The sequence below is a fragment of the Carnimonas nigrificans ATCC BAA-78 genome, assembly GCF_000526695.1.
In the GTDB taxonomy this organism is placed as follows: Bacteria; Pseudomonadota; Gammaproteobacteria; order Pseudomonadales; family Halomonadaceae; genus Carnimonas; species Carnimonas nigrificans.
Genome location: NZ_JAGO01000010.1, coordinates 452935 through 476780 on the forward strand (window position 1 = coordinate 452935; position 23846 = coordinate 476780).

At 58.0% G+C, this 23846-nt stretch carries 24 protein-coding genes; 11 read left to right on the forward strand and 13 right to left on the reverse strand.

Features of this window, described 5'->3' with window-relative positions; translation table 11 throughout:
- Nucleotides 1-373: 373 nt before the first annotated feature.
- From L881_RS0103285 to L881_RS0103305, 5 genes are all read right to left on the reverse strand, one after another.
- Entirely contained in the window at nucleotides 374-1582 is a 1209-nt protein-coding gene (locus tag L881_RS0103285) for an aspartate aminotransferase family protein (RefSeq protein ID WP_025732291.1), read from the reverse strand.
- Between the two features lie 177 nt (nucleotides 1583-1759).
- Nucleotides 1760-2668: a metal ABC transporter permease gene (locus tag L881_RS0103290; RefSeq protein ID WP_025732292.1), complete on the reverse strand. Its 909-nt coding sequence runs from the start codon at nucleotides 2666-2668 to the stop codon at nucleotides 1760-1762.
- Complete coding sequence (locus tag L881_RS0103295) at nucleotides 2665-3507, reverse strand: metal ABC transporter permease (RefSeq protein WP_025732294.1); 843 nt, start codon at nucleotides 3505-3507, stop codon at nucleotides 2665-2667. Before L881_RS0103295 ends, L881_RS0103290 begins: the two co-directional genes overlap by 4 nt.
- Nucleotides 3504-4325 carry a metal ABC transporter ATP-binding protein gene (locus L881_RS0103300; RefSeq protein WP_025732295.1) on the reverse strand — a complete coding sequence of 274 codons (822 nt, stop codon included), beginning with the start codon at nucleotides 4323-4325 and terminating at the stop codon, nucleotides 3504-3506. The genes L881_RS0103295 and L881_RS0103300 overlap by 4 nt, the downstream gene beginning before the upstream one ends.
- Entirely contained in the window at nucleotides 4312-5232 is a 921-nt protein-coding gene (locus L881_RS0103305) for a metal ABC transporter substrate-binding protein (RefSeq protein WP_025732296.1), read from the reverse strand. Before L881_RS0103305 ends, L881_RS0103300 begins: the two co-directional genes overlap by 14 nt.
- 407 nt (nucleotides 5233-5639) lie before the next feature.
- Between L881_RS0103305 and pncB the strand changes: the two genes are divergently transcribed.
- Nucleotides 5640-6809 (forward strand): nicotinate phosphoribosyltransferase, encoded by a 1170-nt coding sequence (gene pncB, locus L881_RS0103310; RefSeq protein ID WP_025732297.1) that lies wholly within the window; start codon nucleotides 5640-5642, stop codon nucleotides 6807-6809.
- A gap of 110 nt (nucleotides 6810-6919) precedes the next feature.
- Here the strand turns inward: pncB and L881_RS0103315 are convergent, their stop codons facing one another.
- Complete coding sequence (locus L881_RS0103315; protein ID WP_025732298.1) at nucleotides 6920-7225, reverse strand: hypothetical protein; 306 nt, start codon at nucleotides 7223-7225, stop codon at nucleotides 6920-6922.
- Between the two features lie 849 nt (nucleotides 7226-8074).
- Between L881_RS0103315 and L881_RS0103325 the strand changes: the two genes are divergently transcribed.
- The 3 genes from L881_RS0103325 to L881_RS0103335 all read left to right on the forward strand — a co-directional run bounded on the left by L881_RS0103325 (nucleotide 8075) and on the right by L881_RS0103335 (nucleotide 10306).
- A complete protein-coding gene (locus L881_RS0103325; protein WP_025732300.1) occupies nucleotides 8075-8281 on the forward strand; it encodes a dodecin in 207 nt (68 codons plus the stop codon).
- Nucleotides 8282-8554: 273 nt separating this feature from the next.
- Entirely contained in the window at nucleotides 8555-9928 is a 1374-nt protein-coding gene (gene trkA, locus L881_RS0103330; RefSeq protein ID WP_025732301.1) for a Trk system potassium transporter TrkA, read from the forward strand.
- Between the two features lie 117 nt (nucleotides 9929-10045).
- The gene (locus L881_RS0103335) at nucleotides 10046-10306 is read left to right on the forward strand and encodes a type B 50S ribosomal protein L31 (RefSeq protein ID WP_025732302.1); all 261 of its coding nucleotides are present in this window, start codon (nucleotides 10046-10048) and stop codon (nucleotides 10304-10306) included.
- 141 nt (nucleotides 10307-10447) lie between these two features.
- On the opposite strand, the gene L881_RS0103340 is transcribed toward L881_RS0103335, so the two are convergent.
- The 4 genes from L881_RS0103340 to L881_RS13710 all read right to left on the reverse strand — a co-directional run bounded on the left by L881_RS0103340 (nucleotide 10448) and on the right by L881_RS13710 (nucleotide 12682).
- Complete coding sequence (locus tag L881_RS0103340; protein ID WP_025732303.1) at nucleotides 10448-10732, reverse strand: putative quinol monooxygenase; 285 nt, start codon at nucleotides 10730-10732, stop codon at nucleotides 10448-10450.
- Nucleotides 10733-10735: 3 nt separating this feature from the next.
- On the reverse strand, nucleotides 10736-11485 hold the full coding sequence (locus L881_RS0103345; protein WP_025732304.1) for a tRNA-uridine aminocarboxypropyltransferase: 750 nt from the start codon (nucleotides 11483-11485) through the stop codon (nucleotides 10736-10738).
- Nucleotides 11482-12426, reverse strand: coding sequence for a bile acid:sodium symporter family protein (locus L881_RS0103350; protein ID WP_025732305.1), 945 nt, complete (start codon nucleotides 12424-12426; stop codon nucleotides 11482-11484). The genes L881_RS0103345 and L881_RS0103350 overlap by 4 nt, the downstream gene beginning before the upstream one ends.
- Nucleotides 12427-12505: 79 nt before the next feature.
- On the reverse strand, nucleotides 12506-12682 hold the full coding sequence (locus L881_RS13710; RefSeq protein ID WP_156926482.1) for a hypothetical protein: 177 nt from the start codon (nucleotides 12680-12682) through the stop codon (nucleotides 12506-12508).
- A gap of 46 nt (nucleotides 12683-12728) precedes the next feature.
- On the opposite strand from L881_RS13710, the gene L881_RS13715 reads away from it, so the two are divergent.
- The 3 genes from L881_RS13715 to L881_RS0103370 all read left to right on the forward strand — a co-directional run bounded on the left by L881_RS13715 (nucleotide 12729) and on the right by L881_RS0103370 (nucleotide 14146).
- Nucleotides 12729-12944 carry a hypothetical protein gene (locus L881_RS13715; RefSeq protein WP_156926483.1) on the forward strand — a complete coding sequence of 72 codons (216 nt, stop codon included), beginning with the start codon at nucleotides 12729-12731 and terminating at the stop codon, nucleotides 12942-12944.
- Between the two features lie 93 nt (nucleotides 12945-13037).
- Nucleotides 13038-13859 (forward strand): tRNA cyclic N6-threonylcarbamoyladenosine(37) synthase TcdA, encoded by an 822-nt coding sequence (tcdA, locus tag L881_RS12745; protein WP_034578289.1) that lies wholly within the window; start codon nucleotides 13038-13040, stop codon nucleotides 13857-13859.
- Between the two features lie 56 nt (nucleotides 13860-13915).
- The gene (locus L881_RS0103370) at nucleotides 13916-14146 is read left to right on the forward strand and encodes a DUF1653 domain-containing protein (protein ID WP_025732306.1); all 231 of its coding nucleotides are present in this window, start codon (nucleotides 13916-13918) and stop codon (nucleotides 14144-14146) included.
- Nucleotides 14147-14282: 136 nt separating this feature from the next.
- On the opposite strand, the gene lptG is transcribed toward L881_RS0103370, so the two are convergent.
- Entirely contained in the window at nucleotides 14283-15347 is a 1065-nt protein-coding gene (gene lptG / locus L881_RS0103375) for an LPS export ABC transporter permease LptG (RefSeq protein WP_025732307.1), read from the reverse strand.
- A complete protein-coding gene (lptF, locus tag L881_RS0103380; RefSeq protein ID WP_025732308.1) occupies nucleotides 15347-16417 on the reverse strand; it encodes an LPS export ABC transporter permease LptF in 1071 nt (356 codons plus the stop codon). The genes lptG and lptF overlap by 1 nt, the downstream gene beginning before the upstream one ends.
- Before the next feature lie 287 nt (nucleotides 16418-16704).
- Between lptF and L881_RS0103385 the strand changes: the two genes are divergently transcribed.
- Genes L881_RS0103385 through L881_RS0103395 form a run of 3 tightly spaced genes read left to right on the forward strand, consistent with a single transcriptional unit; the run spans nucleotide 16705 to nucleotide 19451 of the window.
- Complete coding sequence (locus tag L881_RS0103385; protein WP_025732309.1) at nucleotides 16705-18237, forward strand: leucyl aminopeptidase; 1533 nt, start codon at nucleotides 16705-16707, stop codon at nucleotides 18235-18237.
- Nucleotides 18237-19007, forward strand: coding sequence for a glucose 1-dehydrogenase (locus tag L881_RS0103390; RefSeq protein WP_025732310.1), 771 nt, complete (start codon nucleotides 18237-18239; stop codon nucleotides 19005-19007). The genes L881_RS0103385 and L881_RS0103390 overlap by 1 nt, the downstream gene beginning before the upstream one ends.
- Before the next feature lie 6 nt (nucleotides 19008-19013).
- A complete protein-coding gene (locus L881_RS0103395) occupies nucleotides 19014-19451 on the forward strand; it encodes a DNA polymerase III subunit chi (RefSeq protein WP_025732311.1) in 438 nt (145 codons plus the stop codon).
- A 101-nt stretch (nucleotides 19452-19552) separates the two neighbouring features.
- Here the strand turns inward: L881_RS0103395 and L881_RS0103400 are convergent, their stop codons facing one another.
- On the reverse strand, nucleotides 19553-20563 hold the full coding sequence (locus L881_RS0103400; protein ID WP_025732312.1) for an AI-2E family transporter: 1011 nt from the start codon (nucleotides 20561-20563) through the stop codon (nucleotides 19553-19555).
- A gap of 310 nt (nucleotides 20564-20873) precedes the next feature.
- Between L881_RS0103400 and L881_RS0103405 the strand changes: the two genes are divergently transcribed.
- A complete protein-coding gene (locus L881_RS0103405; RefSeq protein WP_025732313.1) occupies nucleotides 20874-23825 on the forward strand; it encodes a valine--tRNA ligase in 2952 nt (983 codons plus the stop codon).
- The last annotated feature ends 21 nt before the right edge of the window (nucleotides 23826-23846 follow it).

Genomic DNA, 23846 nt, shown 5'->3' on the forward strand with positions numbered 1-23846 from the left:
CTTCGAATAGCCCCGTGAGTTGGATACCTTCCAGCTTGCGGGGCTTTCATATGCAGCATGACAAGCACTTCACATAACGGTTTTCTCCACAGGTAGAGGTAGTGAAACAAGGCCGGTGGAATAATGTTGATCGCCATTCGCTCGCCCCATCTCTTGATATATGCTGCCCTGATCTTAAGTGGTGCGTGCTGTATCAACGGCATGACATTGATGGGCTGAATATCGAGAAAAGTGGAGAGAGCTGCCGCTATCTACATAGCCTGTGATGGGTTCAAAAACAACGAACCCCACCAATAAGGCGGGGTTCGTTGGAAATCTGACGGCGTAGCCCTTATCAGATCAGGCTCCACCGTTTTTTATCACGCTACCGGCATCACTCCGCCAGGCGCTCCAATGCTCGTTCCAGGCGCGCCATTCCTTCTGCGATCTCTTCGGGCGTAATCACCAGCGATGGCGCAAAGCGCAGCACATTAGGGCCTGCGACCAGCAGCATCAGCCCCTCTTCTACCGCAGCGGCCAGAATCTCGCCGCCCCGCTCCTGCCAGGCATCCTTCAGCTCCGCCCCAATCAAAAGCCCCGCACCACGAACTTCGCTGAACAGCGCGAAGCGTTGGTTAAGCCGCTCAAGGTTCTCCTTGATCAGCGCATGGCGTTCGCCAACTCCCTCCAGCGTAGCGGGGTCAGCGATGGTTTCCATTGCCGCCAGCCCGACCGCCGTCGCGAGCGGATTACCGCCATAGGTAGAGCCGTGAGTGCCCGGCGTAAACACGCTGGCAATTTCATCGGTAGTCAGCATGGCCGCCAGCGGAAAACCGCCACCAATCGCCTTGGCCGAGGTCAGTATATCGGGCACCACGTCATACTGCATATAGTTGTAGAGTGCGCCCGAGCGGCCTGCACCGCACTGCACTTCATCAAATATCAGCAGCGCTTCGTGCTCATCACATAGCTGACGCAGCCCTTCGAGGAACTCCTGAGTGGCAGGACGCACCCCGCCTTCCCCCTGCAACGGCTCAACCACAATGGCGCAGGTACGTTCATCAATCAGCTCGCGCACACTCTCCAGATTGTTGAATTCAGCGTGCTCGATGCCACCCAGCGCTGGCCCGAAGCCCTGTGAATACTTCGGCTGCCCGCCCACGCTCACGGTAAACAGCGTGCGGCCATGGAAGGAGTTACGAAACGAAATGATCGTATCCTTGTCCTCACCGAAGGTGTCGTGGGCGTAACGACGGGCCAGCTTGAAGGCGGCCTCATTGGCTTCACCACCGGTAGAACAGAAGAACGCCTTGTCGGCAAAGGTGTGTTCGACCAGCCAGCGCGCCAGTCGCAGCGCAGGCTCGCTGGTATACACATTGGAGAGATGCCACACCTTGTCGGCCTGCTCCTTGAGCGCCTTTTGCAGCGCGGGATGCCCATGTCCCAACGCATTTACCGCAATACCACCGGCAAAATCGACAAACTCTCGGCCCTGCTGATCCCATACTCGGCTCCCCTCTCCTCGCACCGGAATCATCTGTTGCGGTGCATAGCAGGGAACCATATACGTATCGAAATCGGCGCGGCTTGGCGTCCAGTTCATGTCGATCTTCCTGTGGAACGGAGAAAAGAAAAGATGCGAAAAGGCCCGACCATTCCTTCAGCAAGGAAGCGCTGGTCGGACCTCCCAGTATGCGACGCTTAACCGCGATTGGCGAGAGGCAGAGGGGAAATCAACTCCTTTCAGGAAGAAGCCGCTCGGCCCCCATGCCAGAAGGGATCAGACCGAACGTACAGGCAGCGGCGAGCCTTCCTCCGATGAAATGCGACGGCGCCCACGCCAGCGGCGCGCCAGATAACCGCGATATGGCGATCCAATCAGCGTGAGAAGAAACAGCGCAAACTGCACCAGCACAATACAGGAACCGGGCGATAGATTGGCATGGAAGGCGATCAGCAAACCGCTCCACACCGCCAGCATGGATGCGGCAATGCCAATCATCATGCCGGTGACAAAGCGGCGCGACATCAATGTGCCAATGGCCCCAGGCGTCACCAGCATCGCAATGGCCTGCACCAGCCCCACCGCCTGTAGCGTTGCTATCGTCGTTAGCGCCAGACACATCAACAGCAGCATGTTCAGTACAGTGGTATTCAACCCTGCTACGCGGGCCTGCACGGCATCGAAACAGAACAGTTTGAGATCACTGAACCTGCACGCGACGATCAGCAGCGCCAGCCCTCCCGCGCTCAATAGCTGAAGGCGCGCCTCCTGAGTAATTCCAAGCAGGTGCCCCAGTAACACATGGGAAAAGTGCACATTGCTCGACACCGTGCTCATCAGAATCAGGCCCAGCGCTAAAAACCCGGTGAAGCAGATACCCAGAGCCGTATCGGCCTTGATGCGCGAGCGGCGATTCACCCAGCCCGCCAGCAATACGCACAGAATACCGCTGACCATCGCTCCCACCAGCAGCGGCACCGCTGCCAGCCACGCCAGAATAATGCCCGGCAGCACGGCGTGCGACACTGCATCACCGACCAGTGACCAGCCCTTGCTGACGACAAAGCAGGAGACCACGGCACAGCACAGCGCACCGAAACAGCCCACCCATAGCGCTTCCCACATGAAATCGAAGGTGAAAGGGACTATCGCCCACTGCCAGACAGCATGCCATGAGTTGCTCACCGCACTCCTCCTCGGGCAGAACACAGCCAGCCCATACCGCGCGGGGAGCACAGCAATATCGGGAAAAACACGATAAATTGCAGCAGTACCACCACTCCACCAGCGGAAACATCAAGAAAATAGCTCAGATAGACGCCACCGAAGGCCAGGCCACCTCCCAGCAGTGCCGCATATAGCAGCATGGCGGGGAAGCGTCGCGTCAACAAAAATGCCGTTGCGCCAGGCGTAATCAACATCGCCATGACCAGAATTGCACCGACCGCCTGTAGCGCCGCAACCGCTACCAGAGCAATCAACGCAAGCATCAGTAGCTGTAACCCGCGCACAGATAACCCCTGACCAATGGTCTGCTGCTCATCGAAGGTAAACAGCAGTAAATCCTTCCAGCGCAATGCGATCACGCCAATGCAGAACAGTGAGATCACCAGCAGTTGGAGAGCATCATGAGGGGCAATTCCCAACAGATTGCCAAACAGGATGGTGGTCAATGACAGCATCGACGGGAATGCCGAAATCAGCAGCATTCCCACGGCGAAGAAGGCAGTAAACATGATACCAATGGAAGTGTCGCCCTTAAGCCCGCTGAGCTTGCGTAATCCACCAATGCCCACTGCCGCCAGCATTCCCGAGATAAAAGCGCCTACTACCAGCGGCCAGGCCATCAAGTGCGATACCACCACACCAGGCACCACCGCATGTGATAACGCATCTCCCAGCAGCGACCAGCCTTTAAGAATAACGAAGCACGACAGCAGTCCGCAGGTGACGCCAATCAGCGTCGCTACCCAGAAGCCACGCACCATAAAACTGTAGGCAAAAGGGTCCAGCAGCACGCTCATTGTGGATATTCCGGCAGCTGTGAACGGCTCATCGCTACGTTACCTTCACCAGCTACTGCGCCAGTGACCTTGAGTAGCTCGTTGACCACGCCACCAAAAGTGTTACCGAGATGGGTTGCGGTGAAGGTGTGAGCAGTAGGCCCGCAGGCGATCACGCGCCGGTTGAGCATCATCACCTGATCGCTGTAATCGGGCACCGACGACAGATTGTGCGTCACCACCATGATAGTAGTACCAGCATTTCGCTCTTCACGCAGAATATCCAGCAGGTCATTTTCGGTCGTCATGTCAACGCCCGTAAACGGCTCGTCGAGCAGCATCAGGCGCGCGTGCTGGGCCAGCGCTCGGGCGATGAACACGCGCTTTTTCTGCCCTCCGGACAGCTCGCCTATCTGACGCCTGGCGACGGCCTGCATTCCTACCCGTTCGAGGCTTTGCGCTACCCGCCGCTTGTCATCACGGGAGGGAATGCGCAGCCAGTTCATCTGCCCCTGGCGCCCCATCATCACGACATCCTGTACCGATACCGGAAAATCCCAGTCGATATCATCACTTTGCGGCACGTAGGCGATGGTGTTGCGCTTCAACATGCGATTGACCGCCCCACCAAACAGCCGAACACTGCCACGATGCGGGCGCTGAATGCCCATCAGCGCCTTGCACAAGGTGGATTTACCACCGCCGTTCGCCCCCAGCACCGCACAGATCGCACCGCTCGGTAGCTGGGCACTAACATCATCAAGCGCAATAACGCCGTTGCTGTAGCCAACGCTCAGATGCTGGATATCGACGGCGATGCTTCCATTATTTGCTGTCAACGCCAAACCCCTTAACGATGGTGTTCGCATTATGTCGAAGCATGCTTAAGTAGTCGGGAACCGGGCCATCCTTTTTCGACAGCGAATCGACATAGAGCACTCCACCAAAGGCGGCTCCGGCTTCGCTCGCGACCTGCTTCATGGCTCGATCACTGACGGTGCTCTCACAGAACACCACCGGCACCTTGTTCTGCCTTACTGCATCAACCACATGCCGCACCTGACGGGGCGTGCCCTCTTCTTCCGAGTTCACCGCCCACAAGTAGAGCTCCTTGAAGCCGTAATCGCGGGCCAGGTAAGAGAATGCTCCTTCACAGGTCGCCAGTTGGCGACGCGCTTCCGGAATGCGTGCCAGTTGCTCGGCAATTGGCGTATTGAGTGCCGCGATACGCTGGTTGTAGCGCTCGGCATTAACACGATATGTCTCCGCATTGGCGGGATCGAGCTTGATAAATGCGTCGCGAATATTGTTGACGTAAATGGCAGCGTTGGCCGGCGATATCCAGCCATGAGGATTGGGCCGGCCTTCATACTGCCCTTCGCGCAGCGATATCGGTTTGATGCCTTCTGACAGCACCGCTACCGGCGTCGATTTCAGGTTGCCGTAGAAGCGCTCGAACCAGCGCTCCAGCCCCAGCCCATTCCACAACACCAGATCCGCACCGCGTGCCTTGATGATATCCTGCGGCGTAGGCTCGTAATCGTGGATCTCGGCGCCAGGCGGGGTAATAGAAACCACCTTGAGCTTGTCGCCCGCCACGTTCTGGGCCATATCCTGAATAACGGTAAAGGTCGTAGCGACCACCTTCTGGTGTGAGGGTGGCGAAGGATCAGCCGCCGCGCCCTGCGACATCACCAGCAATGCAGCGGCGGCAGACATGAAGAACAGACGAAGCACCATGCTCATCGAACATCACTCCCAATGATCGAAACAGGCAAAAAAGAGCCGCCCGGTTGGGGGCGGCCCAAGTCGATATGGACGCTCATAATAACAATGATTCACATATGAAAATAAAGTGAAATTGATAAACCATGGTTAATATTAAGCTTGAGTTCAACTACCTCTGATGGCGCTGGGCAACGCATAAATAGATGGTAGTAAATTAACCAAAAAAGCGGGCAGAAAGTGCAGAGACGACGCCAGTTACGCTATGCTGTGCCAATTATTCAGAAATACCGCAGTGGGATTCTCAGCGCTCGGAGCATGGTCAATGGCTTTCATTGTGATGGCCTGCGTCCGGCTCTCTGGCGCTCGCATGCTGCGGGTCTGGGCACTCATTCGTAACCGTGTTTCCGCGAGGCTTTAGTCACACCATGCTGGTATCCATGCTCGACAATGACTTTTACAAGTTCACCATGCAGAACGCGGTTATCAAGCTGTTTCCGCGTGCCCTCGCCCGCTACGCACTGATTGATCGCGATAATCGCGAATATCCCGAAGGGTTTGCCCAGCGCCTGCGCAGCGCCGTCGATGCCATGCGTGAGCTTGCATTAACGTCGGAGGAGTGCGACTTCCTTGAAGAGACCTGCCCCTATCTCGACCCTACCTATCGGGATTTTCTGCAAGGCTTTCGCTACGACCCCAGCGAAGTGACCATTTCCCAGCAAGGTTCGTCGCTGTCGGTTGAGGTTGAAGGATTGTGGTATCGCACCATTTTGTGGGAAATCCCGCTGTTGGCACTGGTCAGCGAGCTTTATTTCGAAGGGCTGGAAGCACCGCGCGACAGTGATGAAGAAGTGCTCGCCAGAACCCGCAAAAAGATAGAGCACTACCGTCACCTGGGGCTTAAGGTGGCAGAGTTCGGCACGCGCCGTCGCTACAGCTTTGCCCTGCACGACAAGATCGTCGATGTGCTGCATCGCTACGGCGAATCCACCTTTGTCGGCACCAGCAATGTCTATCTGGCCTACCGGCACGGGGTTAAACCGCTCGGCACCCACGCCCATGAGTGGTTTATGTTCCACGCAGCGCACTATGGCTTCAAGGTCGCCAACAAGGTGTCACTGAACAACTGGGTCGATGTGTATCGCGGCGATCTGGGCATCGCCCTGACCGACACCTTCACCACCGATGCCTTCTTCAGAAGCTTCGACAAGATGCTCGCCAAGCTCTTCGATGGCCTGCGCCACGATAGCGGAGACCCCATCGACTTCGCTGAAAGGGCCATCGCTCACTACACCGCCCTGGGCATTGATCCCCACAGCAAGGTGATTATCTTCTCGGATGCCCTTGATCCCGAGAAGGTGGAGCGCATTGTGCGTTTTTGCAGCGGCAGAATCGGCATGTCCTTCGGCATTGGCACCAACTTCACCAACGATGTGGGCCTTAAGCCGATGAATATCGTCATGAAGATGACCTCCACCAGAACCGACGACCACAGCAGTTGGCTGCCCACCGTTAAGCTGTCCGATATTGCCGGCAAGAACACCGGCGACCCTGACATGATCAAGCTGGCGCGCCAGATTCTGGATATCAACGCATAAACGCCCCCAGGCTCTAACGCACAAGGCCCGTTTGGAGAATTGATCCAAACGGGCCTTGTCGTGATAACGCGCCGAGTCTGCGTCAGCGCTTCAATCAGGCTATGGGAGCCTCAGGCGCGGCGCAGCAGCTTGCCGTCGTCCTGCTCAACTTCAGTATCAGCAGTCGAATTGTCGCTGGAACTGGAACCAGCCTGCGAGCGTGCGCGAGCCATTTCCATCAGGCTATCCAACTGTTCAACGCTGATATCAACGCGTTCGATACTACCACTCTCTTCCCACAGCACTTCCAGTATGGGGCGTGCATGGTACTGATTCAGGCCGATGACACGGCCAATCCGATCGTTCTCGGCATCGCGCAGAGTAGAACCGAGCAGGTAGTGAATGTCGCTGACGAGAGGTGCTTTTCTGTAGCGCATGACAAGATACCGACGAGTTACTGTTCACAAGGATGGGGAGCCGCCCCGCGCTAACCCAGAGAGCGAGGCAAGCCTTCCTGATCAGTGAAGCTCTTTCAACAGAGCCCACTCTCACACTTCCGTTACTCAATCGGGCAATCAGAAAACGCAATCAACATGAACGGCCTGGCGCAACACCGTGTGCGTCAGGCTACCGCTTGCAGGCTCAGGATTCCCTAAAGGAGGCAACGCTTATGCAAGCGTAAGGCGAAAGAAGAAATTTTCCAAGGGATAACGGCAATATTCCTCTACTTTCTTTGTGCAAAATCGAGGAATATCGGGAAAAGCGATGCAGTTGAAGCGGTAATTAGCAGAAAGTAGTAGATAAAGAGCTTCACGTTGCGGCTCGGCAAGGTGGAAGTCTTCGCCATGAAAGTATTCAAACTCAATAAAGGGAGGGAAGGAAGCTGTTCCCTTATATTAGGCGTTGATGAACGCCTGATCTCTTCATCCTCGGGGCTTCCCCGCTGCTCTCGGCTCGCCTTCTGCACCATCATGCAGTCGCCAGTGCTTTTATATACCTGAAGAAGCGCCCTTCATCGTTCCATCCGCAGATACTGGTGAAGCCTTGCAGTCAGGCGCCACAGCTCACTCTTTGCGGAATCTCACTTGTCCGGCTACCTTGAAAGTATGCGGTGTCGAAAACCGTCATTACCGGCTAGTGCCATTGAAATTTCTCGCCAGTGACCAAACTGGATAATCAGACGCGGTAAAGCAGCTTCCTTGCTTGTTCACTGGCGCGCAAAGGTCAAACGGCCGTTCACTCTTGGCACTTCATTCTCAGCAGTTCACTCTCAAAGGAGCAGGCTCATGGGCGATAACATCTACAAATCCATAGAACTTACCGGTTCATCCACTATTTCGATGGAGGATGCCATCAGTCAGGCAATTGCCAAGGCAAGCGAAACCGTCCACGACCTACAGTGGTTCGAAGTGACCAGCACCCGCGGTCATATCGAAAACGGCAAGGTGGCGCACTGGCAGGTCTCTCTCAAGGTTGGTTTCAAGCTGGCCTGATAACGTTATAATTTGCCCGGACAAGCGAGCGGGATGCCACCCTTGATAGAGCGTGGCATCCCGCTTCCTTTGTGGGCGCACTACCGTAATCCCCAGCTTCACGCCCTTGTATATGCACTCCAGCCATGAATGCACGGCGCACTGCTTGTGGTAAAACAACGACGCGCACATAGTGCGCCTGTGCCGTATTGGTAGCCTCATGGCAACGGCTACTCACGATAATGCAACCGGCGATAACGACCTTGGCAACGCGAACGATGGTGAGCACATAACATGAAGATTCTGATTCTCGGTGCAGGACAAGTCGGCGGCACTCTGGCAGAGCATCTGGCCAGTGAAGAGAACGACATTACCGTGATCGACACCGATCTACCGCGACTGCGTGAGCTGCACAATCGCTGCGAGATCAGCATCATGAATGGTCATGCGTCTCACCCCGCTGTGCTGGCCGAAGCCGGCTGTGATAGCGCTGACATGCTGGTCGCCGTCACCAGCAATGACGAGCTTAATATGGTGGCCTGTCAGGTGGCCCACTCACTGTTCAACACGCCCACCAAGATCGCCAGGGTGCGTTCCAGCGCCTACCTGACACGCCGCGAGCTGTTCAATCCCAGCGCCATTCCGGTTGATGTGCTGATTAGCCCCGAGCAGGTCGTTACCACCCAGATCAGGCGCCTGATTGAATATCCCGGCGCGCTTCAGGTGCTCGACTTCGCCGAGGGGCGCGTGCAACTGGTGGCGATGAAGGTGTACGACGACAGCCCGCTGGTAAATCGCAAGCTCAAGTCGCTGCATGAAACGCCTGCGCGCCCTGATAGCTGGATTTGCGCAATATATCGCGGCAACAGGCCATTTATTCCCGATGGCAACACCATTATTCACCCCGAAGATGAAATCTTCTTTTTCGCTGCACGGGGCGATATTCGCAACGTGATGACCAGAATGAGGCGCGGCGGGCGCACCGTGCGTCAGGTGGTAATCGCGGGTGGCGGGCGCATTGGTGAGAAGCTGGCGCAGGCGCTCGAACCCAATCATCGCGTCAAGCTGATCGAACAGGACAACGACCGCTGCCAGGCGCTGGCCGAAATGTTCGACGACACCGTGATTCTGAATGGTTCGGCAACCTCCAAACGCCTGCTGATCGACGAAAATATCGACGAGTGCGACATTTACTGTGCGCTCACCAACGATGATGAAGTCAACGTGATGTCATCCATGCTGGCCAAGCGGCTGGGGGCGCGCAAGGTGCTGGCGCTGATTAACAACACCGCCTACGTCGATCTGGTGCAAGGAGCTGAAATAGATATCGCGATTTCACCGGAACAGGCGACCATCAGCAGTCTGCTGGCCTATCTTCGCCACGGTGAAGTGGTCAATGTGCAGGCGTTAAGACGCGGCGCGGCAGAGGCCATCGAGCTGGTCATCCATGGCAATTCACGCCATTCCGCCGTGGTAGGGCGTTCGATTCGGGAGCTGAATCTGCCTGAGAGCGCCACCATCGGCACCGTGATTCGCGGTGACGAAGTGCTGTTCGGCAAGGGGTCGCTACGCATCGAGGAAGGCGACCATTTGATTCTACTGGTCACGGACAAACGCCAGTTGCGAGAAGTAGAGCGGCGTCTCCAGACCGATGGCCGGTTGCGCTGACCGTTGGATTTCAATTTAGATATGTTATAAAATAACAAAATTACCAACGATCAACGCCCTTCTTTCCTGCTTTGGTTAAAGAGGCTGCCACGATTCTGTACTGCCAAGGAGTCCAATATGCGCGCCAATATTCATCCCGACTATCGTCAAGTCGTGTTCCACGATACCAATGCGGACACCTACTTCGTGGTCGGCTCGACTATCGAGACCAAAGAAACCATCGAATGGCAGGACGGCAACACCTATCCCCTGGTAAAACTGGATGTCTCCTCCGCCTCACACCCCTTCTACACCGGCCAGCAGCGCGCGGTCAGCAGCGAAGGGCGCGCGGCCCAGTTCAAGCGCCGCTTCGGCTCGCTGGGCAGTCGTAAAGGTTAACGCGCTTTGCTAAACGCTTTTTTAAGCGCCAGAAAACGTGAAAAGGCGCTATCGGTGGAAGTCGATAGCGCCTTTTTGTAACCAAAGCAGCAGCGGAATAGCACTCAGCGTGGCTACCGCCATGCTCCTCGGCAGCTACGGTTAATCTACCGTTTCAAGCTGCTTGATGGAGAGTTCGCCCTTGCCTTCCAGAGCACTCACCAGCGCCTTGAAATGCGGCGTATTGACGTGGGCGTCAAGCGCTTCGGGCGACGCCCACTGCTCGATCATGTAGAAGATTGTCGCACTGTCAGGGTCGCGATTGAGCTGATAGTGCTCGCAACCTTCATCCTGGCGCGAAGGTGCCATCACTTCTTTAAGCGCACTCAGCACCTCATCCACATGGTCGGGCTGAACATCAATGGTAGCAATCAGGGTGATGGACATGGGTCATGCTCCTTCAATAGGAGAGTTACAGCGTGCCAGTTGGCGACGCATGGCAGCAGTATGCGACTCAAGCCGTTCATGACGGCGACTGGCCGCATAACTTTCGTTGAAAATATCGAAATAGTCATCTAGCACCTCGGCGGCGTGAAAATCGCCCCCCATACGCAGCAGCTCAGCGGCAACTTCGGCGGTACACAGATGCTGCGCCGAGGCGGGGGTACGCAACCGATAGCGCGTGACGCGATCAGTGCGCAGCGACACTATCGGCAGCCGCTCAAGGTAGGGACTGTGCCGAAACATCTTGCGAGCCTGCCGCCAGGTCCCATCGAGAATGATAAAAACGGGAATTTTCTGCTCGCCGGGGTCCTGATAGCTTACTACGCGCGTGGCGTAATCTTCCTGGTCATCAGGGAAGATCAGGAAAGGAGCAAAGCGCGGATCTGCCAGATGCTCCAGCAGACGCGGATCAGGCTCGGTGCGCGCCCAGCCGAAAATCTCGGTATGCGGCAGGCAATCCTTGATTAAACGGCCGGTATTGGTCGGCTTGTAGTGCTCCAGCCGGTGCGTAATCAGCCAGAACCTCACCCGTGAATCGGTTTCGACACGATAGGGGCACAGGCAGTTGAGCTGCGGCAATTGGCACGCCTCGCAGCGCACCACAAAGCTTCCACGCGCAGTAAAAGGCTTGCGCGCCGGCACTGACGCAGCTTGTTGGGCTGCGGATGGTTCAGCAGAAGATAAAACAGAGGTCATGGGGCATTCTTGTCAGCGGAATCAGGCGCTCGCTGGATAGGATGGCGCTTCCACCATGCCGCCAGCAGCGAGCCGGAGATATTATGCCATACCGAGAAGAGCGCCCCCGGCAGTGCCGACATCGGTGAGAAGAAATTCTGCGCCAGCGTAACGGCCAGCGCGGAGTTCTGCATGCCCACTTCGAAGGCCAGCGTGCGGCTTTTGCTGGCATCGAGGCCACACAAACGACCGCCCCAATAGCCGCCTGCCAGACCCACACCGTTATGCAGGATAACAGCCAGTGCGACCAGCGGCCCCAGCCGGGCAAGGTGCGACTGGTTGGCTGCGACCACCACGCCAATAATCACCAGAATCGCCAGTACCGCCAGGCTTGCCAGACAAGGTTCCCAGCGTTTGATGCGCGCCCCCAGAAACTGGTGCACAACAACGCCAAGCACTACCGGTAACAGCACCAGCTTGGCAATACTCACCAGCATGGCCGAGATCGGCACGCTCACACTCTGCCCTACCAGCCCCCACACGATCAGCGGCGTCAGCACCACCGATAGCAGCGTCGAGACGATTGCCAGACTCACCGCCAGCGCTACATTACCGCCGGAAATCCAGCACATCACGTTGGAAGCCGTACCACTCGATACGGCGCCCACCAGCAGCATGCCGATCGTCAGTTCAGGGGAGAGTCCCAGTAACAGCGAAATCCCCCAGGCGGCCAGAGGCATTAGCGTGTAATGCAGCACCAGTCCAAGCACCAGCGCGCGCGGCTCGCGGAAAACCGCCGCAAAGTCGGCACGCGATAGCGTCACGCCCATCAGGAACATGATCAGCATCAGAAGTGGCGATACCCACCCCGACAGCGCCAGCAAGGGCGCAGGAAGCAGCACGGCAGCCACTGCCACCAGCAGTGCCCACACAGGAAAAAGACGATTAAAGGCGTCAAACATGAAACAGATCAGACCCGAGGCAGAGGAGAAATAATCAGGCGTCCAGGTCACAGGGCAGTGATTGCATGGGAAGCGACAGCTACCCGACATGACGCCAGTGCTTAACCCGACAGGGCGCGCCACGGGTAGCAGCGGCAGCAATCGGCCTTGCCCCGCAAGGGGCAACAGAGTGCGCGTTGGGATCGGCCAGCACGCGAGGAAGATCGAGAACGGTAGGCTCGATTAACCCAGCCACCGGCATCACTTCAGGCAACATTCCGACAACCAGCCACAGAGGGTACGCTGGTAGCCAGAACGACGGCTTGTTCAAGGAGCTTTACCGGTTCGGCAAACCATACAACATGTGGGCGCAGTTGGCTGCCCCCGGCGTGCGAATCACCAGGATTTATATCGCCTTCCGCATTAAGCGAAGCACAGCGCTGGAAAGCGATCGCATCACCGGCATCAAGACGCGACCGTGCAAAATCGTGAGGCTGGATGACGCCAGCGTGGCCGAAACGGTATGCTACGCAGCCTAATGGCGGAGCATCGTTTTCCTCACTGGTTTTCCCCACCGAATACGCTGCTTCGCCGCCCCTGCTTCCACCACCGCTGCCATCAAGAGCCTCTGCATGAATAGCCCCTCTGCGTTTTCACCCGATTTCGACGTTACTCCGCAGGAGAACGCGACACTGCGTTTTGGCGGCATTCAGCGCTTGCTGGGGCGCAACGCGCTCACGGCGCTGCAACAGGCGCATATTGCGGTGATTGGTGTGGGCGGTGTCGGGAGCTGGAGCGTGGAAGCACTGGCACGCTCCGGTGTAGGCGAGCTGACCCTGATTGATCTGGATGACGTGTGCGTCTCCAACGTAAACCGTCAGCTGCATGCCCTCGATGGTCAGATTGGTCGCCCCAAGGTGGAGGTGCTGGCGGAGCGCATGCGGCTGATCAATCCCGATCTTAAGGTGCACGCGGTGAGCGCTTTCATCACTCCGCACAACCTTGACCAGCTATTGGGTGCCGAGATTGATCACGTCGTGGACGCCATAGATTCGCTGGCGGCAAAAACCGCGCTGGTGGCGCACTGCAAAGCGCGCGGCCTTGGCCTGACGGTAACGGGCGCAGCCGGCGGCTTGATTGATCCGATCCGCATCGCTCAGCGTGATCTGGCACGCACTGAATACGATCCGCTGCTGTCCAAACTGCGCCGCAATCTACGCAAGCAGCACGGCTTCCCTCGCGACCCCAAACGTCGCTTTGGCGTCACCTGCATCTGCTCCGACGAGCAGCGCCGCTATCCTTCCAGCGATGGTGAAGTGTGCCATGCCAAACCCACCCCCGGCGACTCAACGCGACTCGACTGTGCTTCCGGATTTGGCGCCGCTACCTTTGTGACCGGCAGCTTCGGGTTTGCGGCAGCGGCACACGCCATATCATGCTTCGCCGCTGAATAGAGCGCGATAGCAGCAACGCTACCGGCCTCACTTCCCCCTTATTTTCAGGAGCCAGCATGACGACTCACGCCCCCGTTCGCGGCATTTACCGGCACTACAAGGGCGCTCTCTATGAAGTGCTCGACTGCGCACGTCACAGCGAGAGCGAGGAGCATCTGGTGGTCTACCGCGCGCTTTATGGCGATTACGGCGTGTGGTGCCGGCCGCTTGCGATGTTTATCGAAGAGGTCGAGCGCGATGGTGAGCGCGTGCCACGCTTTGCGCTGGAAAAAGCCTTCGCCGAGTAGTGCTGGAGCGGCGCTGTAGAGTCAAGCACGCAGCAGCAACCAGGCTGCGCCAGAATAGCGCCGCCTGGTCTGTATCTTCCTTGTTTCAAAGCCAACCCGCCGCGTGCTCCACGTAACGGGTGGCTGCTGAGCAGCGCTAGCCGTTTTTACGCAGCAGATAAAACGCGACCAGATAACAGACAATAATCGGCAGCAGCACCGACCACAGCGGTGAAAATCCCAGCAGCACCGAAGCGGGTGCAAGCAGATCCTGTAGATACTTCACGCACAGTCCGACCACAATGCCGATGAAGATGCGTGTGCCTGCTGTTTTGGTGCGCAGCGGGCCAAACACGAAGGATACAGCCACCAGCATCAGTCCAATGAAGGTAAAGGGCTGCAACAGCTTCTGCCAGAAGAACAGCCACGCATCGTTACTGCTGATGCCCTGACTGTCCTGATAGTGGGCAAACTCCCACAGGCTGGTCAGCGGCTGGGTATTAAGATCCATGATTACCAGCGACAAAAAGCGTGGGTCGAAACGGGTCTCCCACTGGGCGGAATCGCTATGTTGCGAGGTGGTGCCGTTTTCTTCAAAACGAGTGGTATTGATATCTTCCAACCGCCAGTGCTGCGACTGCTCATCCCACAGCGCGCGCTGGGCGTAGCTGGCTTCCACGACGCGGTTATCCTGATAGCGATAGCGCGATACACCAATCAGGGTGTTGTTCGAGGTGATGGCACCGAACTTGTAGAAGGTGTTGCCTTCAATCTGCCAACTGCCCCTTCCTACCGTCTCTCCGCTGCTTTGCAAACGCTCGGCGCGATAGCTTTCAGCCGCCTGCTCACTATGCGGCACCAGCCACTGCCCTACCGCCATCATTATCACAATCACCAGCACCAGCGGCTTCAATACGGCGATGCTCAAGCGAGTGATGGAACTGCCGGCCGCGCGCATCGCGGTAAGCTCATTCGCCCCGGCCATGGAGCCTAACCCCAACAAGCCCCCCAGCAGCACCGCCAGCGGGGCGTACTCATAGATACGCCACGGCAAGCGCATTAATTGATAAATCACCAGCTGCACAAAGCCGTAGTTGGCGGAGATATCATCGAGCGCGCCCAGCAGCCCAATCGAGAAATCCAGCGCCAGCAGCGTAAATTCAACAATCAGCATGGCTGCCAGCACGGTGCGCGCGACATAGCGATCAAACAGCGAAAACATTAGCGTGCCCCCCGCTGGCCAAAGGTGCGTTCCAAAAGCCAAAGGCCAATCAGCAGGAACAGCGCATGCACCGGCCACACGCCTATCCAGGCAGGCATCTGCCCCTCCTTGACCGCGTTGGAGACCGCAATCAGCGTACTCAGATAAATAACGTGCAGCACAATCGCTGGAAGCAGTTTGGCAAAGCGCCCATGGCGCGGGTTCACCTTGGAAAGCGACATCGCCAACAGCGCCAGTACCGGAATCATCAGCGGCAAACTCAACCGAAATTGCAGCTCACCAAGCGCCTCGTCGCCGCCCTCTCGCCATAGCTGGCCCGACGACTGCATGGTGACCGAATCAAAATCGGCACGGGTATCGGCAGTACGCAGCAGGAAGGCGTAGCTCGCGAACTTCATCTCATCCGCCACCTTATTGCCCGGCGCAATCGACTGACGGAAGCCGTCACGCAGCATCAGGTAACGATCGCCGGTATTTGGATCGGTGTACTGCACGCCCAGGTTGGCGCGGGTCAATACTGTCGGCCTGCCCGCCCGCTCTTCACTGATAAACACATGGTGCATTTCAGTGTGCTCACGATTGATCGAGCCGATATAGGCGGTACGCCCGGAGCCGATGGGCTGAAAGCGCCCCGGCGTCAGAATACTGAAGTCGAGCTGGGATTTTTGCTGATCGAGCATCTGAGCGGTGGCCTTGCTCGCCGCCGGATTCAGCCACAAGGCGCATAGTCCTACAGCAATGGCCGTGAGAACGCCCGGCCATAGCGCAATGCGCAGCAGACGCGCCGGGCTAAAACCGCACGCCTGTAGCACCGTCATTTCGCTATTCAGGTAAAGCTGACTATAGGCCAGCAGGAAGCCAAGAAAGAACGCCAGCGGCAAAATCAGCTGAATGAAGCCGGGGAAGTGAAACAGCATCAGATTGCCCACCAGCCCCACCGGCAGCTCCCCTGCGGCGGCACTGGCGATATAGCGAATAAAGCGACTGCCGGTAATCACCAGCAACAGCACCGCCGCCACCGCGATCATGGTGATCATGATCTCACGCATCAAATAGCGGAAAATAACCAACGTGGTTCTCCCAAAAACACTCGGCGTTGCCTATGCCAACAAACCGCTTTTATCACTTCGACATCGAGAACCGGGCCTGCCCAGCCCCCTCGCCCTGACTACCTGCTGCGTCCTGACTTCCTGCTGACCGTTAGTGCAAGGCCCCGCGCCGTTGCGCCACGCAATGCCTGGGGTACACTGTGTAGCCATCACGCTGACGCCTGGCATATGGCGAGCCGCGCTTACCGCACAGGCCGCCTGTTATCACCCATCGCCGCGTCACCTCGCCCGCGCAACAGGGAGCCATCATGCACTTTTCTGCCAGCAACGCTGCTGCTACTGATATTTCAACGCAATGCCTCGTTCTACCGGTGTTCAAGATTCACCCGCAAGCGCCACGTCAGACGCCTGCGTTCAAGCAGGTGGATCAGGCGCTGGGCGGGCTGTTACAACGTTTGCTCGATAACGGTGACTTCCCCGCTGACACTGGCTCCACGCTGCTGCTGCCTGAACCACAGGGCATTCAGGCCCAACGGCTGCTGCTGATCGGCCTGGGCGACCCCGAGAACTTCTCCGAGCCAGCGCTGCGCTCGGCGATATTAGCGGCCTTTAGCGCAGCTTCCAAGCTTGCGATCACAGAGGCAGCCGCTGCCTTCACCGATCCGCTGCTGGATGACCGTGAACCTGAGTGGCAGGCACGTCTGTGCGCCGAGAATGCCGTGAAGGCCAGCTATCGCTATACCCACGGCAAAAGTACCGCGAAAGAGAGCGTTACCCTGGCAAGCCTTACCGTGCTGGCGGCAGAAGGTGTGGCGACCGACCGCATCGACGAGAGCCTCGCGCTGGGCGCAGGTGTTGGCGCAGGCATCAACTTCGCTCGTGAACTCGGCAACCTGCCGGGCAACGTACTCACGCCTCGCTATCTCGCCGAGCAAGCAGTCGAATTGGGCAACAATGGTGCGCTCAAGGTGACCGTGCTGGGCGACGACGAGCTGGAAGAACTCGGCGCAGGCGCCATTCTCGCCGTCGGCAAGGGCAGCAGCGAGCCTTCCCGCCTGATCGTGCTGGAATACCAGGGTGCCCCTGATGACCAGCCGCCTCATGTGCTGGTAGGCAAGGGCATCACCTTCGATACTGGCGGCATTTCGATCAAGCCCAGCGCCAATATGGATGAAATGCGTTACGACATGGGCGGTGCCGCAAGCGTTATGGGCACCTTCAAGACCCTGCTGGAAGTCAAGCCAGCGATTAACGTGGTGGGCATTATCGCCTCGGCTGAAAACATGCCCGATGGCAATGCCCTCAAACCCGGCGACGTGATTACAACCCTCAAGGGGCTGACCGTCGAAGTGCTCAACACGGACGCCGAAGGGCGGCTGGTGCTGTGCGATGCGCTCACCTACGCCGAGCGCTTCAAACCTGCCAGTGTGGTCGATATGGCAACCCTGACCGGTGCCATGGTGATCGCGCTGGGCGGTGAGGCAAGCGGTGTTTTCTCCAACGACGACGGCCTTGCCGAAGAGCTTCTGGAAGCCGCCGACGAATCCTGGGATCGCGCCTGGCAGCTACCGATCTGGGACGAATATCAAAAGCTGCTGGAATCCAACTTCGCGGATCTCGCCAACATCGGCGGACGCGGCGCAGGCGCGATTACCGCCGCCTGCTTCCTGTCACGTTTTGCCAGCGACTACCGCTGGGCCCACCTTGATATTGCCGGCACCGCCTGGGATGGCAAGAAGGGCGCAACCGGCCGTCCTGTTGGCTTGCTCACGCAGTATCTGTTCGACCGGGAAGCAGAAGGTCTCGACGCCGATCAACTTGGCCCTCTGGAGGAAGTGTAATGACAGCCTCTCAGCACTCTCAGCAACAGCCGGTGATGCTGATCACCGGTGGCTCACGCGGCATTGGTGCCGCCACCGCACGTTTGGCCGCACAGCGTGGCTACCGCGTCGTCATCAACTATCTCAGCCGGCGCGACGCCGCAGAACAACTGGTCAGCGAGATTGAACAGGAAGGCGGCAGCGCTGTGGCGATTCAAGCTGATGCCAGCGCAGAGGATGGCATTCAGGCGCTGTTCGAGGCCGTTGACCAGCATTTCGGGCGCCTCGATGTGCTCGTCAACAACGCTGGCATCGTCGATCAGGTCAGCCGTGTTGAAGAGCTCAGCTATGAACGTGTCGAGCGCATGATGCGCATCAACGTCGTCGGCCCCTTCATCTGCGCCCGCGAAGCGGTCAAACGCATGTCCACGCGCTTTGGCGGCCACGGCGGTGCCATCGTGAATGTCTCGTCAGCCGCGGCCCATCGTGGCGGCGCTAACCAGTACGTGGATTATGCCGCCTCCAAGGGGGCAATCGACACCTTCAGCGAAGGGCTGGCGAAAGAGGTGGCCGCCGATGGCATTCGTGTCAATACGGTCAGACCCGGCGTTATTCGTACCGACATTCACGCCAGCGGCGGGTTACCCGACAAGCCGGAGAGTTCAGCCGCCAGCATTCCGCTGGGCCGTGCCGGGGAAGCAGAGGAGATCGCTAATGCGATTGTCTGGCTCGCTTCCAGCGAAGCCAGTTTCGCCACTGGCGCGGTACTTGATGTTGACGGTGGCGTGTAGCTCAGCATGACGCAAATCGATTTTTATGTGCTGCCCGATACCACCCTGGAGGCGCGCATCACCTTTGCCTGCCGCCTGGCGGAGACCATCAACCACAAGGGCTACCGGCTGCATCTGCATGCCAACGATGAAGCCGCTGCCAGCGAGATTGATGCTGCACTTTGGACCTTCAGGCCCGATAGCTTCGTTCCTCATGCGCTGTTGGGCAGCGCCGAGGAGGAGCACGCGCCCATCACCATTGGCTACAGCGAACCGCCCTGCCCTGGTGCCGAGGTATTGCTGAATCTGGCCGACGAGGTGCCAGGCTGGTTTTCACGCTTTGAGCGTATCGCGGAGATTATCAACCAGCATCAACAGGTGCTGGTCGCTAAACGCAAAAGCTGGAAGATGTACAAGGAGCGAGGCTATCCGGTGAAGGCGCACCACCTTAAAGGGCAAGCCTGATCCATCGCCGTTAGTGCTGCGCTAGTCTTTACACTGCGCGCAGCACGCGGCTCCTTCTGGGTTATGCCACGCCCTTCCCCACCGATATGCCGTTGCAGGCGTCAAATCAGCGCTTTGTCGCGCAGCTCCATTTTCAGATAGGCGTAATAGATAGGAGCTGCGATCAGGCCGCCCAGTCCAAACAGGGTTTCAAAGACCAGCATCGCCAGCAGCAGCTCCCACGCGCGTGCGCGAATCGAGCCGCCCACAATGCGCGCATTGAAGAAGTATTCGAGCTTGTGCACCACCACCAGATACACCAGCACCGAAATAGCCACCCACAGCGATACGGAAAGCCCGATCACGCAGATAATCGCGTTGGAGATCAGATTACCGACGATGGGCAGCAGCCCGACCACGAAGGTAATCAGCACCAGCGTTTTAGCCAGCGGCAAATGCACGCCCGCCAGCGGCAGCACGATCAGCAGGAAAATGCCGGTCAGCACCGTATTCAGCAGCGAGATACGAATCTGGGCAAATACAATCTGATGAAACGCCTTGGCAAGACGCCGCACACGCCGATAAAGCGCGGCTGCCAGCGGCTTCATCTGCTGTTCGGAAGGTGAAGGCACCAGCGCAATCACCGCCCCCAGCACCATGCCCAGCAGCACCTTCACAAACAGATGTACCGCCCCGGTGCCCCAGGTTTTCAGCTCACTGGTGTGATCGTGCAGCAACTGCTTCAGCAGGCTATAGAAGTCATCTGCCGAGCTGGGCAAGTAGCGCGTTACCACGTCGGGCAACTGACGACGCGCCTGTTCGACCACATCGAGCAGCATATTGGTCAGGCGCGCGGGGTTATTGACTTCATGCAGCACCAGCGAGAAGGCACCCACCACCAGAATTGATAATCCGCCCAGAATAAGAATGGTCAGCAGCGCAACCGTAATAAGGCGGGCAAAGCGGTACGAAATCAGCCGCTCTACCGTGGGCGTAATGGTGTTGATAAGTTCAAAGACCAGCAGCCCTGCCAGCATGGGGGCGAGCAGCTTGAACGGCAGCAGCAGAATCAACGCCACCGCCGCAATGATCAGACTGGCTAACTCAGTGCGCGAAATCGCTATGTTGTTCATAATCACCCGCGTTTAACGACCGCCGCACGGCCGACAGCAATAAAGCTCAGCAAAGCTGGGCAGTGTAGCCCCTCGCCACGATAAATCGAACCGCTTTTTGCTGTCGCGCCAGGCTCCCGCCCTTGCGACCATTTGCCCATCACAGCGCCCCGTTTAGCGCCGCGCGGCCTCAAGGTGGCGAAGACTGTGACGGCAGCCCTGTGAAATGCGTATAATCAGAGCCATTTTCCACTGCTGCCCGCACCATTGCGGTGCCTCGCGCAGTCATCCCATTTGTCACTCATCACATTCGAGCCGCTACATGGAACCGATGGATAAAACCTACTCCCCCAATGAGCTGGAAGAGCGCTGGTATCAGCGTTGGGAACAGCAGGGCCTGTTCGCTCCCGCTGGTCATGGCACCCCTTTTTCACTGATGATTCCGCCTCCCAACGTCACCGGCAGCCTGCACATGGGCCACGGTTTCGGCATGACGCTGATGGACACGCTGGTACGCTTCAAGCGCATGCAGGGGCATAACACCCTATGGCAGCCGGGCACCGACCACGCGGGTATCGCTACCCAAATGCTGGTCGAACGCAAGGTGCAGGCAGAAGAAGGCAAGAGCCGCCACGACCTGGGGCGCGATGCCTTTATCGACAAGGTGTGGGAGTGGAAGGAAGAGTCCGGCGGCAACATCAGTCGCCAGCTTCGCCGTCTGGGTGGTAGCCCCGACTGGTCGCGCGAGCGCTTCACCATGGACGACGGCCTGCAAAATGCGGTGAAGGAAGCCTTCGTGCGTCTTCACGAAGATGGCCTGATCTATCGCGGCAAGCGCCTGGTTAACTGGGACCCGGTGCTGAATACTGCCATTTCCGATCTCGAAGTCGAGAACAAGGAAGTGGCAGGCCACATGTGGCACTTCAAATATCCACTGGCGGGCGGCGAAACCTACGAATACATTGAGCGCGATGCCGACGGCAACGTTACCAAGCGCGAAACCCGTGACTATATCTCGATTGCGACCACCCGCCCCGAAACCATGCTGGGTGATGGCGCCATTGCGGTACACCCCTCCGATCAGCGCTATGCGCCGCTGGTAGGCAAGCTGTGCGAAATTCCAGTCGGACCGAAAGCGTTGCGCCGCCAGATTCCGATTATCACCGACGAGCACCCTGACCCGACCTTCGGTTCTGGTGCGGTGAAAATCACTGGCGCCCACGACTTCAATGACCACGAAGTTGCCAAACGCCACCAGCTGCCCATGTATGAGCTAATGGATCTCAACGGCCATATGCGCAGCGACGGCCTCTCCTACGAAGAGAGCGCGCATATCGCCACGGCCATCGCTCAAGGCAGCGACACACGCAGCGATGTCAGCACCGTCAATCTGGTACCCGATGAGTTTCGCGGCCTTGAGCGTTTCGAGGCGCGCCAGCGGGTAGTGGAAGCCGTAACCAGCGAAGGGCTGGCCGTACTCGACGATGAAGGCAACCCGCTGGTCGAAAACAAGACCATCATGCAGCCGTTCGGTGACCGCTCCGGCACCGTGATCGAGCCGCTGCTGACGGCGCAATGGTTTGTCTCGATCAAGCCGCTTGCCGAGCCTGCCCTCAAGGCGGTGGAAGATGGCGACATTCAGTTTGTGCCGAAAAGCTACGAAAACATGTACTTCGCCTGGATGCGCGACATTCAGGACTGGTGCATCTCGCGTCAGCTCTGGTGGGGCCACCGCATTCCCGCATGGTATGACCAGCAGGGCAACTGCTATGTGGGACGCAGCGAGGAAGAAGTACGCCGCAGCGCAGGGCTGGGCGATGATGTCGAACTGCGTCAGGACGAAGACGTTCTGGATACCTGGTTCAGCTCGGGGCTGTGGACTTTCGCCACGCTGGGCTGGCCCGAGCAAACCGACGCCTTGAAAACCTTCCATCCTACCGATGTGCTGGTCACCGGCTTCGATATCATCTTCTTCTGGGTGGCACGCATGATTATGCTGACCCTGAAATTTACCGGCCAGGTGCCGTTCAAGACCGTCTACATGACCGGTCTGGTGCGCGATGGTCAGGGCCAGAAGATGTCGAAGTCGAAAGGCAACGTGCTCGATCCGATTGATCTGATCGACGGTATCGACCTTGAGCAGCTTGTCGAGAAGCGCACCGGCAATATGATGCAGCCGCAAAAGGCCGAGAAGATTGCCAAGGCGACGCGCAAGGAGTATCCGCAGGGCATCGAGGCTCACGGCACCGACGCACTGCGCTATACCTACCTGTCGCTGGCTTCCACTGGCCGTGATATCAAGTTCGATATCAATCGCCTCGATGGCTACCGCAACTTCTGCAACAAGCTGTGGAATGCTGCGCGCTATGTGCTCTCCAATGCGGAAGGCGAAGATTGCGGCCAGCACGGTGAAGCAGTCGAACTGAGCCGCGCCGATCGCTACATCATTTCGCGCTTGCAGCTCATTGAAGCGCAGTTGACCAAACACCTTGAGGAGTACCGCTTCGACCTGGCCTCGCAGGCGCTCTATGAGTTTGTCTGGAACGACTACTGCGACTGGTATCTGGAGCTATCCAAGCCGGTGCTGTGGGACGACAGCGCCAGCGCTGAACTGAAGCGCGGCACCCGCCGCACGCTGGTTCGAGTGCTGGAAGTCATTCTGCGCCTTGCGCACCCGATGATGCCGTTCATCAGCGAGGAGATCTGGCAGCGCGTCGCGCCGCTGGCCGGTATCGAGGTAACAGCGGACAGCTCGATCATGGTTCAGCCATGGCCCTGTGCCGATCAATCGCGCGTTGATCAAACCGCTATTGATGATATCGAGTGGGTCAAGCAGGTGATTGTAGCCGTGCGCAATATTCGCGCGGAAATGAACATCTCTCCGGGCAAGGCGCTTCCGCTGATTCTGTGCGGTGGCGATGAGAGCGATCATCGCCGTCTGGAAGAGAACCGTCGCGTGCTGAGCAAGCTGGCCAAGCTCGAAAGCGTTGAGTTTACCGAAGCAGATCAGGCACCGCTGTCCGCGCTGGGTCATGTGGGCGCTCTCGAAGTGCGCGTACCGATGGCTGGCTTTATCGACAAGAATGCGGAGCTTGCGCGCATCGACAAGCAGCTTGAGCAAAGCCGCAAGGCGATTGATGGCATCGAGCGCAAGCTCTCCAACCAGGGCTTTGTCGCCAAGGCACCCGCCGAGGTGGTCGAGAAAGAGCGCAGCCGCCTGGAAGAGCAGCGTCAATCAATCACTCTGCTGGAAGCGCAGCGCGATAAGATCGCCGCGCTGTAATAGCTGACAGGCAGCGACAAC

Excerpts from the sequence above, each read along its gene's own strand:
- L881_RS0103285 (WP_025732291.1), bottom strand. The coding sequence starts at position 1,582 with ATGAACTGGACGCCAAGCCGCGCCGATTTCGATACGTATATGGTTCCC.
- L881_RS0103295 (WP_025732294.1), bottom strand. The coding sequence starts at position 3,507 with ATGAGCGTGCTGCTGGACCCTTTTGCCTACAGTTTTATGGTGCGTGGC.
- L881_RS0103305 (WP_025732296.1), bottom strand. The coding sequence starts at position 5,232 with ATGAGCATGGTGCTTCGTCTGTTCTTCATGTCTGCCGCCGCTGCATTG.
- pncB (WP_025732297.1), top strand. The coding sequence starts at position 5,640 with ATGCTGGTATCCATGCTCGACAATGACTTTTACAAGTTCACCATGCAG.
- L881_RS0103315 (WP_025732298.1), bottom strand. The coding sequence starts at position 7,225 with ATGCGCTACAGAAAAGCACCTCTCGTCAGCGACATTCACTACCTGCTC.
- L881_RS0103325 (WP_025732300.1), top strand. The coding sequence starts at position 8,075 with ATGGGCGATAACATCTACAAATCCATAGAACTTACCGGTTCATCCACT.
- trkA (WP_025732301.1), top strand. The coding sequence starts at position 8,555 with ATGAAGATTCTGATTCTCGGTGCAGGACAAGTCGGCGGCACTCTGGCA.
- L881_RS0103335 (WP_025732302.1), top strand. The coding sequence starts at position 10,046 with ATGCGCGCCAATATTCATCCCGACTATCGTCAAGTCGTGTTCCACGAT.
- L881_RS0103340 (WP_025732303.1), bottom strand. The coding sequence starts at position 10,732 with ATGTCCATCACCCTGATTGCTACCATTGATGTTCAGCCCGACCATGTG.
- L881_RS0103345 (WP_025732304.1), bottom strand. The coding sequence starts at position 11,485 with ATGACCTCTGTTTTATCTTCTGCTGAACCATCCGCAGCCCAACAAGCT.
- L881_RS0103350 (WP_025732305.1), bottom strand. The coding sequence starts at position 12,426 with ATGTTTGACGCCTTTAATCGTCTTTTTCCTGTGTGGGCACTGCTGGTG.
- L881_RS13710 (WP_156926482.1), bottom strand. The coding sequence starts at position 12,682 with ATGTTGCCTGAAGTGATGCCGGTGGCTGGGTTAATCGAGCCTACCGTT.
- tcdA (WP_034578289.1), top strand. The coding sequence starts at position 13,038 with ATGAATAGCCCCTCTGCGTTTTCACCCGATTTCGACGTTACTCCGCAG.
- L881_RS0103370 (WP_025732306.1), top strand. The coding sequence starts at position 13,916 with ATGACGACTCACGCCCCCGTTCGCGGCATTTACCGGCACTACAAGGGC.
- lptG (WP_025732307.1), bottom strand. The coding sequence starts at position 15,347 with ATGTTTTCGCTGTTTGATCGCTATGTCGCGCGCACCGTGCTGGCAGCC.
- L881_RS0103385 (WP_025732309.1), top strand. The coding sequence starts at position 16,705 with ATGCACTTTTCTGCCAGCAACGCTGCTGCTACTGATATTTCAACGCAA.
- L881_RS0103390 (WP_025732310.1), top strand. The coding sequence starts at position 18,237 with ATGACAGCCTCTCAGCACTCTCAGCAACAGCCGGTGATGCTGATCACC.
- L881_RS0103395 (WP_025732311.1), top strand. The coding sequence starts at position 19,014 with ATGACGCAAATCGATTTTTATGTGCTGCCCGATACCACCCTGGAGGCG.
- L881_RS0103400 (WP_025732312.1), bottom strand. The coding sequence starts at position 20,563 with ATGAACAACATAGCGATTTCGCGCACTGAGTTAGCCAGTCTGATCATT.
- L881_RS0103405 (WP_025732313.1), top strand. The coding sequence starts at position 20,874 with ATGGATAAAACCTACTCCCCCAATGAGCTGGAAGAGCGCTGGTATCAG.